The organism is Pseudoxanthomonas taiwanensis, assembly GCF_010093135.1.
Classification (GTDB): domain Bacteria; phylum Pseudomonadota; class Gammaproteobacteria; order Xanthomonadales; family Xanthomonadaceae; genus Pseudoxanthomonas; species Pseudoxanthomonas taiwanensis.
Window position 1 is genome coordinate 1 of sequence record NZ_PDWK01000016.1, and the last position, 17,925, is coordinate 17,925.

Below are 17,925 nucleotides of genomic sequence, written 5' to 3' on the forward strand. Positions count from 1 at the left end.
GACCATGGAGGAGATCGTGGCCTCGGTGCAGCGGGTGACGGACATCATGGGCGAGATCTCGGCGGCCTCGCAGGAGCAGGCGGCGGGGATCGAGCAGGTGAACCAGACCATCGTGCAGATGGACGAGACCACGCAGCAGAACGCGGCGCTGGTGGAGGAGGCCTCGGCCGCGGCCCGGGCCATGGAGGACCAGGCCGCCAGCCTCGCACAGGCCATCGCCGCCTTCCGCACCGATGCCGCGGCGCTGGCCGCGGCGCCCGCCCCGGCGGCCGGCGTGCCGGCGCGCGGCCGGCCGGCGCCGGTGCCGCACCTGCCGGTCGCGCGGCCGGTGGCCGTCGGCCCCGACGGCGACTGGGCCGAGTTCTGATGCCCGCGCCCGGGTCCGGCATCGCCGCCGGATCCGGCACCGCTTCAGTCCGACGGGCGCCGTGCCGATACAGGAGGAAGACCGGTCAGCCCGGACGACGCCCCGACGCACCGATCGACATGAGCGCCTCTCCCCTGCCGCACCCGCCCGTGGAACAGCGCGAGTTCGCCTTCACCGACCGCGACTTCCGGCGCGTCTGCCAGATGATCCGCAACCGCGCCGGCATCGCCCTGGCGCCGGGCAAGCGTGACATGGTCTACGGCCGGCTGTCGCGGCGCCTGCGTGCCCTGGGGCTGGCCAAGTTCTCGCAGTACCTGGACATGCTCGAGTCCGACCCGGACAGCGACGAGTGGCAGTCCTTCACCAACGCGCTGACCACCAACCTGACCGCCTTCTTCCGCGAGCCGCACCACTTCGAGCACCTGCAGACGCAGCTGCGCCAGCTGGACAGCGGGCGCGGCACCATCCGGCTGTGGTCCTGCGCGGCCTCCACCGGCGAGGAACCCTATTCCATGGCCATCACCGCCTGCGAGGCGTTCGGCTCGCTCACCCCGCCGGTGCGGATCCTCGCCACCGACATCGACACCCAGGTGCTGGCCACCGCCAGCCGGGGGATCTACCCGCTGGAACGCATCGCCGGGCTGGACGACGGCCTGCGCCGCCGCTACTTCCAGCGCGGCACCGGCCCCAACGAGGGCCGCTGCCGGGCGCATCCGGCCCTGCAGGCGCTGGTCGAGTTCCGCCCACTCAACCTGCTGGAGGAGCGCTACGACGTCGGCGGCACGTTCGCCGCGATCTTCTGCCGCAACGTGATGATCTACTTCGACAAGCCGACCCAGAGGGCGATCCTCTCGCGCCTGGTCCGGCACATGGAGCCCGACGGCCTGCTGTACACCGGACACTCGGAGAACTACCTGCACGCCGCCGACCTGATCCAGCCGTGCGGGCGCACGCTCTATCGCCGCAATCCCAGGGCGGTGGCCGGGTGAGCGCCGTGCAGAACGACGGCATCCTCCGCTACATGGACCCGCAGTTCCAGGTCCCGGCGGCCAAGCTCCTGCCCACCCAGTACCTGGTGGTGGACGACGGCACGGCGTTGGTCACCGTGCTGGGCTCGTGCGTGGCCGCCTGCATCCGCGACCCGGTGCTGCGTCTGGGCGGCATGAACCACTTCCTGCTGCCGGACGGCAACGGCGCCGATGGCGGCGCGCCGGCGCGCTACGGCAGCTACGCCATGGAAGTACTGATCAACGAACTGCTCAAGCGCGGCGCCAGCCGCAAGCGCCTGGAGGCCAAGGTGTTCGGCGGCGCCAACGTGCTCAAGGGCTTCACCAGCAACCCGGTGGGCACCCGCAACGCCGAGTTCGTGCGCAGCTACCTGGACGCCGAGGGCATCCCGGTGGTGGCCGAGGACCTGTGCGGCATCCACCCGCGCAAGGTGTGGTTCTTCCCGCAGACCGGCAAGGTGATGGTCCACCGCCTGCCCCACGCGCATGACGCCGAGGTGGCCGCGGCCGAGTCGGCGGCCCGCGCGCGCCTGTCGCGCGCCCCGGTCAGCGGCGGCGTGGAGCTGTTCTGATGGGCCGGATCCGTGTCCTGGTGGTCGACGACTCGGCCGTCATCCGCCAGCTGCTGACCGAGCTGCTGGGCCGCGACCCGGAGATCGAGGTCGTCGGCACCGCCGCCGACCCGCTGCTGGCGCGCGAGAAGATCAAGCGGCTCAACCCCGACGTGCTGACCCTGGACGTCGAGATGCCGCGCATGGATGGCCTGGCGTTCCTCGAGAACATCATGCGCCTGCGGCCGATGCCGGTGGTGATGGTCTCCACCCTGACCGGGCGCGGCGCCGACACCACGCTGCAGGCGCTGGCGCTGGGCGCGGTGGACGTGATCAGCAAGCCGCGCCTGGGCGAGCAGCGCCTGGAGGAGTACGCCGAGGAGCTGGCCGCCAAGGTCAAGGCCGCGGCGCGGGCACGCGTGCAGTCGCCGCTGCGCTGCGGCGGCGCCCGTCCCCCGGCCGCGCCGCCGCGCCGCCCCGTGCCCCGCGGCGACCGCATCATCGCCATCGGCGCCTCCGCCGGCGGCACCGAGGCCATCCGCGAGGTGCTCGAGCAGATGCCGGCCGACAGCCCGCCGGTGGTGCTCACCCAGCACATCCCCGGCGGCTTCAGCCGCGCCTTCGCCGAGCGCCTGGACCGGCACTCGCCGCTGGTGGTGCGTGAGGCCGAGGACGGCGAGCTGATCGTGCCAGGCCACGCCTACCTGCCGCCGGGCGACCGCCACCTGCGCGTGGTCCGCGAGGGCGGCCGCTGGCGCTGCCGGATCGACGACGGCCCGCGGGTGAACCGGCACCGGCCCTCGGTGGACGTGCTGTTCCACTCGCTGGCCGAGGCCGCCGGCGCCAAGACGGTGGCGGCGATCCTCACCGGCATGGGCGACGACGGCGCCCGCGGCCTGCTGGAGCTGCGCCAGGCCGGCGCCGCCACCCTGGTGCAGGACGAGGCCACCGCGGTGGTCGGGGGCATGCCCGGCGCGGCGGTGCGCCTGGGCGCGGCGCAGGAGATCCTGCCGCTGGAGCGGATCCCGGCGCGGCTGCTGGAGCTGGCCTCGGTCTGAGACCCTGCGCCCGGCGGCTACTGGTTGGCCACGCCGTGCGGCACGTGGCAGGCGGCCACGTGCTGGCGGGCGCTGTCGATGTTGTGCGCCGAATCGTCGAAGAAGATGTCGGCGCCGAACGCGGCCAGGAACGGCCCCTTGTCACGGCCGCCCAGGAACAGCGCCTCGTCCAGGCGCACGCCCCACTCGCGCAGGGTGCGGATCACCCGTTCGTGCGCCGGGGCCGAGCGCGCGGTGACCAGGGCGGTGCGGATCGGCGCGTCCTCGCCCGTCGGGAACGCCGCCTGCAGCTTGTGCAGCGCCGCCAGGAAGCCGCGGAACGGCCCGCCGGACAGCGGCTCGCGCGCCCGCTGGCGCTCGTGCAGGCCGAAGGCCTCCACGCCCTGCTCGCGCGAGATGCGCTCGCTCTCGTCGCCGAAGATCACCGCGTCGCCGTCGAAGGCGATGCGCAGCTGGTCGCGCGGGGCGTCCACCGCCCGCGCCGGCAGGATGGTGGCCGCGGCCACGCCGTGCTGCAGCGAGCGGCGCACCGACTCCGGGTTGGCCGACAGGAACAGGTCGGTGCCGAACGGCGTCACGTATGGCCAGGTCGGCCCGCCGGAGGTGAACACCGCGCGCACGATGTCCAGCCCGTAGTGCTGGACCGAGTTGAAGATGCGCAGGCCGGTGTCGGCCGAGTTGCGCGACAGCAGGATGACCTCGACCCTGGGCACCTCCGCCGGCAGGCGCCGGTTCAGCGCCAGCAGCTTGCGCACCACAGGGAAGGCCACGCCCGGCTCGAGCACCACGTCCTCGTGCTGGCGCTGGTACTCGGCATAGGCCTCCACGCCCTCGCGTTCGAACAGAGCGTGGCTTTCCTCCAGGTCGAAGAGCGCGCGCGAGGTGACCGCGACGGTCAGCAGCCGTGGCGCGTTGTCGTCCTGCTGGCGGATGCGGGTGTCCATGCCCGCATTATCGCACCGCCCGTCGCACCGGCTGAGACGGCAGCCTCAGCGGCTGCGCACCTCGTCGATGACGAACACCGCCGGCGGGCCGCGCCGGTAGTCGCGGGTGATGGCGCGGACCTCCACCAGCAGGTCCAGCGGCTGCCCCCGCACCTGCGGGCCGTCGTCCCAGGTCAGCAGGTGCTCGGTGCGCCGGCCGCTGACCGGCGGGGCCGCGACCGCGGCATCCGGCAGCATGCCCTCGGGCGCCCGGCCGCGGAGCACGCGGTACTCGAAGCCCACGTTCTCCACGTCCACGCCCTTGGCGCGTGGCCAGCGCAGCTGGATCGAAAGCAGGCCCAGCCGGTCGCAACTGCCGGCCCCGTCCAGGCCGCGGGTCACGCTCACCTTCTCCACCACCGGCGCCGGCAGCTCCGTGGTGTCGATCCACGGGCCGCTGGCCGGGAACGGATGCACGTTGCTCTTGATCGGGCAGCCGATCGCCGCCTGCATCGGCATGGCGGCGAGCAGCAGCAGGTGCCAGAGTTTCACTGCTCCCCCTCCAGGCCTGGATGGTCCCCTCCCCCTTGCCGCACCAGGCCCTGCGCAAGGGTGCGAAAAAACTGGCTCTGCTCATCGTGCTGGGGACAAGCGACTCTCGGGCTGCGTCCCGGCCGGAATGTGTCAGGCATGGTGGCAACACTGTGTGCACAAAGTGGCGTCAATGTGGTGAACATGGCGGCAGCGTTGTGGCGACATGTGGGTCACCGTGTGGCAACAAGGTGGCGCTGACAGTTCAAGCGACCGCATGGATGAAAGCATTCAGTGCCGCCGCGATGCGTTTACGGCGCTCTTGCAAGAACGCCTTGTAGTGATCCAGTGCCAGCAGTTCCTCCTCTACCGGAATGCACTGTGCGGCGAATGGTGCTACACCGTGCTTCGCCACCAGCGGCAACAGGTAGGTCACAGGCGCTTTGTCGCTGATCGCACGATTGGTTTTGCCGCCGATGAAAGCCAGGTTGGCGATGTCGTCGGCCTCGCGAGGGGTGTAGCTGCCGCGCAGCAATGCCTTGGGGAAAATGTGATGAAACTGCAAGCGGTGCTGACTGCCCGAGTGGTCCAGAGCAATGGCCAGGTGGCTGCGCCAATCCTTGGCACCTGCCGCACGAAATGCCAGGAACATGGTCTTGAACAGCGCACTGCGCTGGTTGCGCCCCTCCAGCTCTTCCGGCGTGATGTCAAGGCGACCGAACTGCAGACGCAGCCGGTCGATCAGTTCATTGACGCCGCCGCCATTGCGGATGGTCGCCAAATCCTGATCCAGAATGGTCTCACTGGAACCCCGGGAGAAACGGCCTTTGGCATTGGCGGCCAAGGCCCAGTAGCGCAACTGCTGCGCCTCGTCATTGCCAAGCGCATAGTTGCGGCTGTGCCCGAAGTACGCCAGAACGACCAACAGGAAGGGCGACGACAGCAGCGCCGGGCTATCGATGCCCAGGTTGCTCCGGGCGAAGTTGAGCGCGAATTCCATTCCCTCGCAGGCTTCTTGCCATGCCTTCTGCAGCTTCTCCACACTAAGGCTGGCGACGATCTGGAACCGCGATTGACCGGTGGCAAACGCCATCAGGTTCTTCAAGTGCAAGCCGAGATCCAGGTCAAAGCCCGTTTTTGCACAGGCCTGCTGGAAATCCTGGAACGTCTGCAGCGAGTGCCGCCACTTGGCGGTGATCTGTGCCAGCGCCAGGTCGGAACTGCGCAGCTTGGCGCCCAATGAATTCACGCGAACGAAGATTTCCGTGACCTCGTCATATGAAAGCGTGCGCTCCAGTACATCCATCCGGTAAACGTACTTGCGGATGCCTCGCAGCCGGGCCAGGCGCTGGCTGTATTTCTCGTAACGCGGATCGTCAAAACCACTGACGCCGGCACGCTTGAGGAACGGCGCATCGTTGTCGGTCTTGAACACGTCCGATACCTTCACCCACTGCGGCAGCTGCTCCAGCTTGCGGGTTGCCACCACGAAGGTCATCTTGTTGAAGCGCTTGAGCAGTTCGTCCTCGGTCGAGTCCGTCTCGTCACCGATCAGTTCGCCGTCCTCATCGAAATCCTCCTCATCGCCACCGTTTTCTTCCACTTCGGTCACAACCGCCAGTTGGTCGGGATGCTCGAGGTTGAACAACAGGTCGATGGGACGACGACGGCCGCGCACCGACACCGGCTCGCCGCGAATGACGGCCGAGAGTGATGTCAGACGCTGCTGACCATCCAGCAGAAGCCGCGTGCTTTGGTAGGGGTTCGTGCTCTGGCTGACCGCGAAATCCTGCAGCGGCACGGCTTCATCCGTTTCCCAAAGCAGGATGGCGCCCGATGGGTAGCCGCGATACAGCGAATCCAGCAAATCGCGCACCCGTGTAGAACGCCACACATACTGGCGCTGCATTTCCGGCAAGCGCAGCTCGCCGCGCTCGATCATGGAAACCAGTTCTTCAACGCTTGCTTCGGCCTTGGCCATGCTATTTCCTCGATCAGGATGCGAGCAGGAAGCGCTCGCGGTGCCATTGCAGATACTGCAGGTGCTCGCTGGCCAGCCAGCGCAGCCTCATGCCCGGCTGAATGCCAAGCCCCTGCAGATCGCCAGCGGACAGGCGGGTGCTGGTCAGCAAGTGCCCGGTATCGTCGAAGCTGATCAGAAAGCGATCAAACAACGCATCCAGATTGGCCACCAGCAGACCGTTAAAGGCATCCAGCCGCTCGGCATCATCGGCGCATTCGGCCCCAAAACTACACCACGAACTGCTCGCTGAGGATGCGTTCCTCGAGGTTGTGCTCCGGGTCGAACAGCAGGGTGACGGTGCGCGTCTCCGACTCGCGGATCACCACCTCGACCACGTCACGCGTCTCGTGCGAGTCGGCAGTGACGCTGACCGGCCGCTTGTACGGGTCCAGGACCTCGAAGCGCACCTCGGTGTCGGCCTTGAGGATGGCACCGCGCCAGCGCCGCGGCCGGAACGCCGCGATCGGGGTCAGCGCGATGGTGTTGGAGCCCAGCGGCAGGATCGGGCCGTGGGCCGAGAAGTTGTAGGCGGTGCTGCCGGCCGGAGTGGCCACCATCACGCCGTCGCAGATCAGCTCGTCCAGCCGGGTCTGGCCGTTCAGGCCGATGCGGATGTGCGCGGCCTGGCGGGTCTGCCGCAGCAGCGAGACCTCGTTGTAGGCCAGCGAGCCGATGCTGGTGCCCGACTCGGTCTGCGCCACCATCTCCAGCGGACGCAGCGTGGTCGGCTCGGCCGCGGCCAGCCGCTCCAGCAGGTCGTCCTCGTGGTAGTGGTTCATCAGGAAGCCGACGGTGCCCAGCTTCATTCCATACACCGGCTTGCCCAGGCCGCCATGGCGGTGCAGCGTCTGCAGCATGAAGCCGTCGCCGCCCAGGGCGCACAGGATCTCGGCCTCCTCCGGCCGGCACTGGCCGTGGCGCTCCACCAGCGTGGCCAGGGCCTGCTGGGCGTTGGCGGCGGTGCTGGCCAGGAAGGCGATGCGGGGCGATCGGCTCATCGTCGGTCTCCGTCTGCATGCGCAGCATACCCGCCTGGCGGCCGCGGCGCGCAGGCCGCGGCCGGATCGTCGTCCGGGCGCCGGTGGCGGACCGGCGCCCGGACCAGGCGGTCCTCAGCCCAGTGCGGCCAGCTGGCCGAGCTTCTGCACCGCCACCGACAGGGTCGGATAGTCCAGCGTCTTCTGCGCCGACAGGTCGGCCAGCATGCGCAGGGTGAAGCGCAGGACCGGGTCCTCGCGCTCCAGCCACATCCGCACCTTGCCGTCGGCGTCGCCGGCCGGCTGCGCCATGGCCTGGCCGGCCAGGACGCGGTGGTGGTTGGCCAGCTCGTCGCGCAGCACGCCGCGGGCGACCGCGTGCCAGCGGCCGTCCACCGCCAGCGCGTCGATCTGCTCGTACAGCCACGGCAGGCGCAGGGCCTCGCCCAGGCGGAAGTGCACGCGCGAGACGTCCACCGGCTTGAGCTTGCGCTCGCGGGCCAGTTCGATGATGTCGAAGGCGCGCTCAAGGTACGGCAGCTCGGCCAGCTGCTGGGCCAGCACCGGCGGCATGCCCTTGTCCTTCCACTCGCGCAGCGCGGCCTCGTAGGTCGGGCGCTGCGAGTCGGGCAGCACGCCGGAGGCCTGGCGGATGTCGTTGAACGCGTCGTGGTACCGCTCCACCGCCGCGGCGATGCTCGGCACCGGGCCGGGACGGTTGAGCAGCCAGCGCACGAACGAGCGCTGCAGGTGCCAGATGACCTGCAGGGCGTCGATCTGCGCCGACTCGGCCACCTTGCCGTCCAGCGCGTCGATCTGCGCCCACAGGTCGCGGGCGCCCAGCACCTCGCGGCTGATGGTGTAGGCCTTGGCCACCTCGGCCGGGCTGCGGCCGGTGTCCTCCTGCATGCGCAGCAGGAAGGTCGCGCCCATCCGGTTGATGGTCTGGTTGGTCACCGCCGTGGCGATGATCTCGCGCTTCAGGCGGTGCTTCTCCATCAGCGGCGCGAACTTCTTCTGCAGGGGCTGCGGGAAGTAGCGCTGCAGCTCCTTGGACAGGTACGGATCCTCCGGGATGTCCGAGTCCAGCAGCTGCTTGAAGGCCACCAGCTTGGCGTAGGACAGCAGCACCGCCAGCTCCGGCCGGGTCAGGCCCTGGCCGCGGGCCTTGCGCGCGGCCAGCTCGGCGTCGGACGGCAGGAACTCGATCTGCCGGTCGAGCAGGCCCTGCTCCTCCAGGGTGCGGATGAAGTGCTGCTTGGAGCCCAGGCGGCGCACGCTCATGCGCTCCATCAGGCTCAGCGCCTGGTTCTGGCGGTAGTTGTCCAGCAGCACCAGGCGGGCGACCTCGTCGGTCATCGAGGCCAGCAGCCTGTTGCGGGCCGGCATGGTCAGCTGGCCGCTGCGCACCGCGTCGTTGAGCAGGATCTTGATGTTCACCTCGTGGTCGGAGGTGTCCACGCCCGCCGAGTTGTCGATGAAGTCGGTGTTCAGCAGCACCCCGTGCTGGGCGGCCTCGATGCGGCCCAGCTGGGTGAAGCCGAGGTTGCCGCCCTCGCCCACCACCTTGCAGCGCAGGTCGCGGCCGTCCACGCGCAGGGCGTTGTTGGCGCGGTCACCGACGTCGGCGTTGCTCTCGGTGCTGGCCTTGACGTAGGTGCCGATGCCGCCGTTCCACAGCAGGTCCACCGGCGCCTTGAGGATGGCGCTGATCAGCTCGGTCGGCGCCAGCGACCTGACCTCGGCCGGCAGGCCCAGGGCCTCGCGCACCTCGGGGGTGATGGTGATGGACTTGACCGAGCGCGGGTACACGCCGCCGCCCTTGCTGATCAGCTTGGGATCGTAGTCGGCCCAGCTGGAGCGCGGCAGGGCGAACAGGCGCTTGCGCTCCTCGTAGGAGCGGGCCGCGTCCGGGTTCGGGTCCAGGAAGATGTGGCGGTGGTCGAACGCGGCGACCAGGCGGATGTGCTTGGACAGCAGCATGCCGTTGCCGAACACGTCGCCGGACATGTCGCCGATGCCGACGCAGGTGAAGTCCTCGCTCTGGCAGTCGCGGCCCAGGGCGCGGAAGTGGCGCTTGACCGACTCCCAGGCGCCGCGGGCGGTGATGCCCATGCCCTTGTGGTCGTAGCCGACCGAACCGCCGGAGGCGAAGGCGTCGCCCAGCCAGAAGCCGTGGGCGATGGCCAGCTCGTTGGCGATGTCGGAGAACGTGGCCGTGCCCTTGTCGGCGGCCACCACCAGGTACGGGTCGTCGCCGTCGTGGCGGACGACGTCGCGCGGCGGCACGATTCTGCCGTCGACGATGTTGTCGGTGACGTCCAGCAGCGCCTGGATGAACAGGCGGTAGCAGGCGACGCCCTCGGCCAGCACGGCGTCACGGTCGCCGGAGACCGGCGGCTGCTTGACGTAGAAGCCGCCCTTGGCGCCTTCCGGCACGATCACGGTGTTCTTGACCATCTGCGCCTTGACCAGGCCCAGGACCTCGGTGCGGAAGTCCTCGCGGCGGTCGGACCAGCGCAGGCCGCCGCGCGCCACCGGGCCGAAGCGCAGGTGCACGCCCTCCACGCGCGGGCCGTAGACGAAGATCTCGCGGTACGGGCGCGGCTTGGGCAGGTCGGGCACCTTGGCCGAGTCGAACTTGAAGGCGATGGTCGGCGCCGGGCGGCCGTTGGCCTTGACCTGGAAGTAACTGGTGCGCAGCGTGGCCATGATCACGCCGATGAAGGCGCGCAGGATGCGGTCGTCGTCCAGGCTCTCGACGCGGTCCAGCAGCTTCAGCAGGGCCTCATGGATGGCCTGCTCCTGGGTGGCGCGGTCGCCGGCGCGGGCGGCCACCACCTCCTGCAGCACGCGCACCACGCCCTCGTCGTTGCCCCCCAGGGCCAGGGCGCGCAGGCGGGATTCCAGCTGCGCCTGCGCCTCGCGCACCTGCGCCGCCGACTGGCGGGCCAGCGCGGGGTCGAAGCGGGCCTGGAACAGCTCCACCAGCAGACGGGCCAGCAGCGGATAGCGGGCCATGGTCTGCTCGACCGCGCCCTGCGAGAACGGCACGCCGGTCTGCAGCAGGTACTTCCAGTAGCCGCGCAGCAGCGCCACCTGGCGCCACTCCAGGCCGGCGGCCAGGACCAGGCGGTTGAGGCCGTCGTTCTCGGCCTCGCCGGACCAGATCGCGGCGAAGGCGCGCTCGAACACCGGCGCCAGGGCGGCCACGTCGCCGCCGGTGCTGCGCTCGACCTCGAAGTCCTGGATGTAGATCGGCTGGCTGCTGCCGTCGGGCAGGCTGGCCTGCAGGCGGTACGGGTGCTCGGAGATCACCCGCAGGCCCATGTTCTCCATCAGCGGCAGCACGTCCGACAGCGGGATGTCGTCGTGCTGGCGGTACAGCTTCAGGCGCAGGCCGCTGGTGCCCTCGCGGGCCACCGCCTGCAGGCTCAGGCGCAGGTCCTCGGGGCCGGCCAGCGCGGCCAGCTGCTCGACGTCGTTGGCGGCCAGCTCGGGCGAGACGTCCTCGATGTAGCCGGCCGGCAGGGCGCGGCCGTAGACGTTGGCCAGGCGCAGGCCCTCGGCCTCGCCGTGGCGGGAGATCAACAGCTCGCGCAGGTCGTCCTGCCAGTTGCGCAGCAGGTGGGCCAGGCGCTGCTCCATGGCGGCGATGTCGGCCTCTGGCACCTGGCCCCCGCGCGGGCGCACGATCAGGTGCAGCTGGGCCAGCGGCGACTCGCCCAGGACCACGGCCGAGTCCACGTGCTCGCCGTCCAGGGCCTCGCGCAGCATCGACTCCACGCGCAGGCGCACGTCGGTGTTGAAGCGCTCGCGCGGGATGTAGACCAGCGCCGAGAAGAAGCGGCCGTAGCGGTCACGGCGCAGGAACAGGCGGCTGCGCACCCGCTCCTGCAGGCTCAGCACGCCCATCGCGGTGCGGTACAGCTCCTCCTCGGTGGCCTGGAACAGCTCCTCGCGCGGCAGGGTCTCCAGGATGTGGCGCAGGGCCTTGCCGCTGTGGCTGTTCGGAGCCAGGCCGGAGCGGCGCATGACGTACTCGTAGCGCTCGCGCACCAGCGGGATTTCCCACGGGCGGCGGTTGTAGGCGCTGGAGGTGTACAGGCCCAGGAAGCGCTGCTCGCCGACGATGCGGCCCCTGGCGTCGAACTCCAGGACGCCGATGTAGTCCATGTAGCCCTTGCGGTGCAGGCGCGAGCGGGCGTTGGTCTTGGTCAGGATCAGCGGCTCGCTGAAGCCGGCCTGGTTCAGGCCGTGCGCGGCCAGGGTGCGGACCGGGCGCGGCGCCGAGCGGTCCTTGCCGCGCATCAGGCCCAGGCCCGAGCCCTCCACCGGCGCCAGCACGTCCTCGCCGCCCTGGCGCTCGACGCGGTACTCGCGGTAGCCGAACAGGATGAAGTGGTCGGCGGCGGCCCAGCGCAGGAACTCCTGGGCCTCGCGGCGGGCGGCGTCGCTGACCGACTCCGGCATGCGGCGGGTGGCCAGGTCGTCGGCCAGGGTCTGCATGCGGTCGCGCATCAGGCCCCAGTCGGCCACCACCACGCGCACCTCCTCCAGGGTCTGGCGGATGCGCTGCTCGATCCGTTCCATCGCCTCCGGCGGCTGGCGGTCGATCTCCAGCAGCATCAGCGACTCGGCCTTGCCCTGGCCCACCTCGACCAGCTTGCCGGCGCGGTCGCGCTCCAGGCGCACCAGCGGGTGGCCGAGCACGTGCACGCCCACGCCCATCTCGGACAGGGCCATGCTCACCGAGTCCACCAGGAACGGCATGTCGTCGTTGACGATCTGCAGCACGGTGTACTGCGACTCCCAGCCGTTGCGGGCCCGGGTCGGGTTGATCACCCGCACGTTGGCGGTGCCGGGCTTGCGCTTGCGGGCGAACTCGAGCATGTCCAGGCCGATCGCGGCCCAGGTCTCGGGCGCGTGGTACGGGTACTCGTCGGCCTCCATGCGCATGTAGAAGGCGGCCAGGAACTCGCGCAGCTCGGCGTGGCGCGCGGCCGGCACGAGCTTGCGCGCGGCGGCGAAGATCGGCTCCAGCGAGAAGGTCGCGGCCTGGGCGGCGGGCGCCGCGGCGGTCGTGGCCTGGGGAGCGGTGTTGGCCGGCCTTGCGGTCCTGGCGGCCTTGTCGGGCTTGGCGGCCTTGTCGGGCTTGGCCGCCTTGCCGCGCGCGGCGGTGCCGACGGCGGGTTTGGCCACGGAACGGGACGCACGCTTGGCGGCCTTCGCCGCCGGACGCTTGGAATTCATGGGAATCGCTTCACCTGAGGTTGGGAAGTTCAGCGGTGCGCGGATTGTAGCCCCCGCCGTCGCGCTTGCCTTGACGCAAAGCGCAAAAAAGCGCCCTTTTCATTTAGTGAACTGGACGGTATAGTCCAGCCCGATGGATCCCGCCCACAGCGAGCGCCCGGCCGACGACGACCGCCACCGCCAGGTGTGCGATGCCGTGCGCGCGCTCATCGCCGAGCAGGGATTGCAGATCAGCATGGATGCCGTCGCCGCGCGCGTCGGCTGCTCGAAGCAGACACTGTACGCCCACTACGGCTCCAAGCGCGCCCTGCTGCTGCGCGTGGTGTCCGAGAGCCTGGCCACCGCGCGCCTGCCGCCGGTACCCACCGCCGACACCCTGCAGGCCAGCCTGGTGGCCTTCGCCGAGGAGCACCTGGCACGCCTGGCCGAGCCGGCCGCGGTGGGGGCCGCCCGGCTGGTCAGCGCCCAGGCCCTGGAGTACCCGGAGGACATTGCCGCCCTCTACGAGGGCTGTGTTGGTACCCTGCAGGCCTGCCTGGCCGGATGGCTGCAGCAGGCCATGCGCCGTGGCCTGTTACGGCATGACGATCCGCACTTCGCCGCAGAGCTGCTTCTGGGCATGATCGTCGGCCTCGATTTCGACCGGCAGCGGCACCTGGTGCCGCACCGGGCGTCGCCGGAGGCGCGCAGCCAGTGGGCGCAGTTCGCCATCGACGCGTTCCTGCGCGCCTTCGCCCCACCCAGCCCGCTTTCCTGAACACATTCCAACGTTGACCTCATCCCCCGGAGTGACCATGACCCGCTTCCGCTCCCTGCTCCTGGCCAGTTGCTGCCTGCTGGCCCTGGCCTCCTGCAAGGAAGAACAGACCGCCGCCCCGCCGCCGCCCGAGGTGGCCGTGGTCGAGGCCAAGCCCCAGACCGTGCCGCTGGAGCGCGAACTGGTCGGCCGCCTGTCCCCGTACCGCAGCGCCGACGTGCGGGCCCGCGTGGCCGGCGTGCTGATCGAGCGCGCCTATGCCGAAGGCAGCGACGTGAAGGAGGGCCAGGTCCTGTTCCGGATCGACCCGGCGCCGCTGCTGGCCACCCTCAACCAGGCCCGCGCGCAGCTGGCCCAGGCCGAGGCCACCTACGCCAACGCCCGGACCCTGGCCGAGCGCGCCCGCCAGCTGGCCCCGCAGAAGTTCGTCTCGCAGAACGACCTGGACAACGCCGAGTCGGCCGAGCGCACCGCCGCCGCCGCGGTCGAGGCCGCCCGCGCGGCCGTGCGCACCGCCGAGATCAACCTGGGCTACGCCAACGTCACCGCGCCGATCTCCGGCCGCGCCAGCAAGCAGCGCGTGACCGAGGGCGCCCTGGTCGGCCAGGGCGAGGCCACCCTGCTGACCACGGTGGACCAGCTCGACCCGCTGTACGCCAACTTCTCGATCAGCGCCAACGAGCTGGCCAGCCTGCGCAGCGCCGCCAACGTCGAGCTGGCCGGCACCGGCCAGGCCACCGTGCAGGTGGTGCTGCCGGACGGCACGCCCTACGGCGAACCGGGCGTGCTGGACTTCTCCGACGCCGTGGTGGACCCGTCCACCGGCTCGGTCTCGCTGCGCGCGCGCATCCCCAACCCGGACCTGAGCCTGCTGCCGGGCAGCTTCGTCACCCTCAAGGCCAACCTCGGTCAGCAGCGCGACGCCTTCCTGGTGCCCCAGGCGGCGATCCTGCGCGACGCGCGCGGCGCCTACGCCCTGGTGGTCGGCGGCGACGGCAACGTCGTGCGCAAGGACGTGACCCTGGGCGGCACCCGCGACGGCAGCTGGCTGGTGACCGCCGGCCTGGCCGCCGGCGACCAGGTGATCGTCGCCGGCGTGCAGAAGGTGCGCGAGGGCGCCCCGGCCAAGGCGGTGCCGTGGCAGCCGGATGCCGGCAAGGCCCAGGCGCCGGCCGCCGCCGCGGCCGCGCCGGCCAAGTGACGGCACCCGAGCCGACGACCTGAAGGATCCTTCCCAATGCCCAAGTTCTTCATCCATCACCCGGTCTTCGCCTGGGTCGTGGCGATCCTGATCTCGCTCGCGGGCGTGATCTCCATCCTCGGGCTGGGCGTCGAGTCCTACCCGAACATCGCCCCGCCCCAGGTGACGGTCAACGCCACCTACCCCGGCGCCGACGCCGAGACGGTCGAGAAGGCGGTCACCCAGGTGATCGAGCAGCAGCTGACCGGCATCGACAACCTGCTGTACTTCAGCTCCTCGTCCAGCTCCACCGGCCGGGCGAGCATCACCCTCACCTTCCAGAGCGGCACCGACCCGGACATCGCCCAGGTGCAGGTGCAGAACAAGGTGGCCCTGGCCACCCCGCGCCTGCCCGCCGAGGTGGTCGACCAGGGCGTGGTCGTGGCCAAGGCCAACGCCGGCTTCCTGATGGTGGTGGCCCTGCGTTCGGAGAACCCGAACGTGGACCGCAACCAGCTAAACGACATCATCGGCTCGCGCGTGCTCGACCAGATCGCGCGCATCCCCGGCGTGGGCAGCGTGCAGCAGTTCGGCTCCGAGTACGCCATGAACATCTGGCTGAACCCGGAGAAGCTGCAGGGCTACGGCCTGTCCGCGACCCAGGTGCTGGCGGCCGTGCGCGGCCAGAACGTGCAGTTCGCCGCCGGCGCGATCGGCTCGGATCCGATGCCGCCGGGCCAGGGCTTCACCGCCACCGTCTCGGCCGAGGGCCGCTTCAGCAGCCCCGAGCAGTTCGGCGACATCATCCTGCGCGCCGACCGCGACGGCACCACCGTGCGCCTGAAGGACGTGGCCCGCATCGAGATGGGCGCGTCCGCCTACGGCTTCGACACCAAGTTCAACGGCCAGCCGACCGGCGCCTTCGCCGTGCAGCTGCTGCCGGGCGCCAACGCGCTGAACGTGGCCGAGGCCGTGCGCGCACGCATGGACGACCTGTCGGCCAGCTTCCCCCAGGGTGTGACCTGGTTCTCGCCCTACGACAGCACCACCTTCGTGAAGATCTCGATCAAGGAGGTCGTCCAGACCCTGGTCGAGGCCATCATCCTGGTGTTCCTGGTGATGCTGGTGTTCCTGCAGAACTTCCGGGCCACCATCATCCCCACCCTGGTGATCCCGGTGGCGCTGCTGGGCACCTTCGTCGGCCTGAGCATCATCGGCTTCACCATCAACCAGCTGACGCTGTTCGCCATGGTGCTGGCCATCGGCATCGTGGTGGACGACGCGATCGTGGTGATCGAGAACGTCGAGCGCATCATGGCCGAGGAGCGGCTGCCGCCGCTGGAGGCCACGGTCAAGGCGATGGAGCAGATCACCGGCGCGGTGGTGGCCATCACCGTGGTCCTGGCCGCCGTGTTCATCCCCTCCGCCCTGCAGGGCGGCGCGGCCGGCGAGATCTACAAGCAGTTCGCCCTGACCATCGCCATCGCCATGGCCTTCTCGGCCTTCCTGGCGCTGGGCTTCACCCCGGCGCTGTGCGCGACCATGCTCAAGCAGCACCCGCCGCACGGCGAGGAGGGCCACAAGAACGCGTTCTTCCGCCTGTTCGACCGCGTCTACGAGCGCGCCAGCCGCACCTACGTCGGCCACGTCGGCCGGGCCATCCGCCACGCCCCGCGCTGGATGGCGGTGTTCGCGGTGCTGGCGGTGCTGTGCGGCGTGCTGTTCACCCGCATGCCCGGCAGCTTCCTGCCCGAGGAGGACCAGGGCTACGCGCTGGCCATCGTGCAGCTGCCGCCGGGCGCCACCCTGCAGCGCACCAACGCGGTGTTCGACCAGGTGCGCGAGCGCCTGCAGCAGCTGGAGGGCTTCGACAGCATGATGCAGGTGGCCGGCTTCAGCTTCGTCGGCCAGGGCGAGAACGTGGGCATGGCGTTCATCCGCCTCAAGCACTGGGATGAGCGCAAGTCCACCATCACCGAGTTCCTGCAGCAGGCCAACGGCGCCCTGTTCGGCATCAAGGAGGCCACCATCTTCGTGGTCAACCTGCCGACCGTGCAGGGCCTGGGCCAGTTCGGCGGCTTCGACATGTGGCTGCAGGACCGCGCAGGCGCCGGCCACGCCGCGCTGACCGAGGCCCGCAACATGCTGCTGGGCCAGGCGGCGCAGAACCCGGCGCTGACCGGCGTGCGCCCCAACACCCTGGAGGACGCCCCGCAGCTGCGCCTGAGCGTGGACCGCGTGCAGGCGCAGGCCATGGGCCTGTCGGTCAACGACATCTACAGCGCGGTGCAGCTGATGCTGGCCCCGGTGTACGTCAACGACTTCTTCTACGAGGGCCGCATCAAGCGCGTGAACATGCGCGCCGACGCCCCGTACCGCACCGGCCCGGAGGCGCTGGCCAGCTTCTACACCCCCAGCAGCCAGCAGGCCGACGCCGACGGCAACCCGGCGATGATCCCGCTCAGCGCGGTCGTGGACCACGACCAGATCATCAGCCAGCCGCCGGCCCTGACCCGCTTCAACGGCTACTCGGCCGTGAACATCGTCGGCTCGCAGGCCCCGGGCTACAGCTCCGGCGAGGCCATGGCCGCGATGGAGCGGATCGTGACCGAGCAGCTGCCGGCCGGCTTCGGCTACGACTGGAGCGGCATGTCCTACCAGGAGATCCTGGCGGGCAACGCGGCCACCCTGCTGCTGGTGCTGTCCATCGTGGTGGTGTTCCTGTGCCTGGCGGCGCTGTACGAGAGCTGGTCCATCCCGGTGGCCGTGCTGCTGGTGGTGCCGCTGGGCGCGCTGGGCGCGGTGGTGTTCAGCATGCTGCGCGGCCTGCCCAACGACATCTTCTTCAAGATCGGCCTGATCACCATCATCGGCCTGGCCGCGAAGAACGCGATCCTGATCGTGGAGTTCGCGGTGCTGGAGCGCCAGCACGGCAAGACCCTGCACGACGCGGTGGTCGAGGCCGCGCGCCTGCGCTTCCGCCCGATCCTGATGACCTCCTTCGCGTTCATCATGGGCGTGGTGCCGCTGGCCATCTCCACCGGCGCCGGCGCCAACTCCCGCCACGCCATCGGCACCGGCGTGATCGGCGGCATGCTGTTCGCCACCCTGCTGGGCCTGCTGCTGATCCCGGTGTTCTTCGTCTCCGTCCGCCGCGTCCTCGGCGACAAGATGGACGAACCGTCGAAGGAGTACCTGGAGCAGCAGAAGCGCCAGGCCACCGCGATCACCCAGTGACGCCCCAGCGCAGGCCTGCCTGCGCGGCCATACAGGAAAGCCCCGGCCTGGTGCCGGGGCT

Annotated in this window: 12 protein-coding genes and 1 pseudogene; 7 read left to right on the forward strand and 6 right to left on the reverse strand. The window is 70.3% G+C overall.

Going from position 1 to position 17,925, the window contains the following annotated elements:
* The 4 genes and pseudogenes from CR938_RS04650 to CR938_RS04665 form a co-directional block, all read left to right on the forward strand.
* Window positions 1-367, forward strand: a pseudogene (locus CR938_RS04650) (methyl-accepting chemotaxis protein); the annotation flags it as partial.
* 119 nt (window positions 368-486) lie between these two features.
* Window positions 487-1,356 (forward strand): CheR family methyltransferase, encoded by an 870-nt coding sequence (locus CR938_RS04655; protein WP_162123891.1) that lies wholly within the window; start codon window positions 487-489, stop codon window positions 1,354-1,356.
* Window positions 1,353-1,946: a chemoreceptor glutamine deamidase CheD gene (cheD, locus tag CR938_RS04660; protein WP_281350221.1), complete on the forward strand. Its 594-nt coding sequence runs from the start codon at window positions 1,353-1,355 to the stop codon at window positions 1,944-1,946. The genes CR938_RS04655 and cheD overlap by 4 nt, the downstream gene beginning before the upstream one ends.
* Window positions 1,946-2,983, forward strand: coding sequence for a protein-glutamate methylesterase/protein-glutamine glutaminase (locus CR938_RS04665; RefSeq protein ID WP_162123892.1), 1,038 nt, complete (start codon window positions 1,946-1,948; stop codon window positions 2,981-2,983). The genes cheD and CR938_RS04665 overlap by 1 nt, the downstream gene beginning before the upstream one ends.
* Before the next feature lie 17 nt (window positions 2,984-3,000).
* On the opposite strand, the gene CR938_RS04670 is transcribed toward CR938_RS04665, so the two are convergent.
* The 6 genes from CR938_RS04670 to CR938_RS04695 all read right to left on the reverse strand — a co-directional run bounded on the left by CR938_RS04670 (window position 3,001) and on the right by CR938_RS04695 (window position 12,690).
* The gene (locus CR938_RS04670) at window positions 3,001-3,927 is read right to left on the reverse strand and encodes a 5'-nucleotidase (protein ID WP_162123893.1); all 927 of its coding nucleotides are present in this window, start codon (window positions 3,925-3,927) and stop codon (window positions 3,001-3,003) included.
* Window positions 3,928-3,972: 45 nt separating this feature from the next.
* A complete protein-coding gene (locus CR938_RS04675) occupies window positions 3,973-4,458 on the reverse strand; it encodes a hypothetical protein (protein WP_162123894.1) in 486 nt (161 codons plus the stop codon).
* Window positions 4,459-4,702: 244 nt separating this feature from the next.
* Window positions 4,703-6,418: a GmrSD restriction endonuclease domain-containing protein gene (locus CR938_RS04680; RefSeq protein WP_162123895.1), complete on the reverse strand. Its 1,716-nt coding sequence runs from the start codon at window positions 6,416-6,418 to the stop codon at window positions 4,703-4,705.
* 13 nt (window positions 6,419-6,431) lie between these two features.
* Entirely contained in the window at window positions 6,432-6,629 is a 198-nt protein-coding gene (locus tag CR938_RS04685) for a hypothetical protein (protein ID WP_211365177.1), read from the reverse strand.
* 58 nt (window positions 6,630-6,687) lie between these two features.
* Entirely contained in the window at window positions 6,688-7,458 is a 771-nt protein-coding gene (locus tag CR938_RS04690) for an NAD kinase (RefSeq protein ID WP_162123896.1), read from the reverse strand.
* 114 nt (window positions 7,459-7,572) lie between these two features.
* The gene (locus CR938_RS04695) at window positions 7,573-12,690 is read right to left on the reverse strand and encodes an NAD-glutamate dehydrogenase (RefSeq protein ID WP_211365178.1); all 5,118 of its coding nucleotides are present in this window, start codon (window positions 12,688-12,690) and stop codon (window positions 7,573-7,575) included.
* Window positions 12,691-12,823: 133 nt separating this feature from the next.
* Between CR938_RS04695 and CR938_RS04700 the strand changes: the two genes are divergently transcribed.
* Genes CR938_RS04700 through CR938_RS04710 form a run of 3 tightly spaced genes read left to right on the forward strand, consistent with a single transcriptional unit; the run spans window position 12,824 to window position 17,864 of the window.
* Entirely contained in the window at window positions 12,824-13,447 is a 624-nt protein-coding gene (locus tag CR938_RS04700; protein ID WP_162123897.1) for a TetR/AcrR family transcriptional regulator, read from the forward strand.
* 37 nt (window positions 13,448-13,484) lie between these two features.
* Window positions 13,485-14,648, forward strand: coding sequence for an efflux RND transporter periplasmic adaptor subunit (locus CR938_RS04705; RefSeq protein ID WP_162123898.1), 1,164 nt, complete (start codon window positions 13,485-13,487; stop codon window positions 14,646-14,648).
* A 36-nt stretch (window positions 14,649-14,684) separates the two neighbouring features.
* A complete protein-coding gene (locus CR938_RS04710; RefSeq protein ID WP_162123899.1) occupies window positions 14,685-17,864 on the forward strand; it encodes a multidrug efflux RND transporter permease subunit in 3,180 nt (1,059 codons plus the stop codon).
* Window positions 17,865-17,925 lie beyond the last annotated feature (61 nt).

Bases quoted from the DNA above. Each gene is read 5' to 3' on its own strand.
- CR938_RS04655 (WP_162123891.1), top strand. From the start codon at position 487: ATGAGCGCCTCTCCCCTGCCGCACCCGCCCGTGGAACAGCGCGAGTTC.
- CR938_RS04665 (WP_162123892.1), top strand. From the start codon at position 1,946: ATGGGCCGGATCCGTGTCCTGGTGGTCGACGACTCGGCCGTCATCCGC.
- CR938_RS04670 (WP_162123893.1), bottom strand. From the start codon at position 3,927: ATGGACACCCGCATCCGCCAGCAGGACGACAACGCGCCACGGCTGCTG.
- CR938_RS04680 (WP_162123895.1), bottom strand. From the start codon at position 6,418: ATGGCCAAGGCCGAAGCAAGCGTTGAAGAACTGGTTTCCATGATCGAG.
- CR938_RS04690 (WP_162123896.1), bottom strand. From the start codon at position 7,458: ATGAGCCGATCGCCCCGCATCGCCTTCCTGGCCAGCACCGCCGCCAAC.
- CR938_RS04695 (WP_211365178.1), bottom strand. From the start codon at position 12,690: ATGAATTCCAAGCGTCCGGCGGCGAAGGCCGCCAAGCGTGCGTCCCGT.
- CR938_RS04700 (WP_162123897.1), top strand. From the start codon at position 12,824: ATGGATCCCGCCCACAGCGAGCGCCCGGCCGACGACGACCGCCACCGC.
- CR938_RS04705 (WP_162123898.1), top strand. From the start codon at position 13,485: ATGACCCGCTTCCGCTCCCTGCTCCTGGCCAGTTGCTGCCTGCTGGCC.
- CR938_RS04710 (WP_162123899.1), top strand. From the start codon at position 14,685: ATGCCCAAGTTCTTCATCCATCACCCGGTCTTCGCCTGGGTCGTGGCG.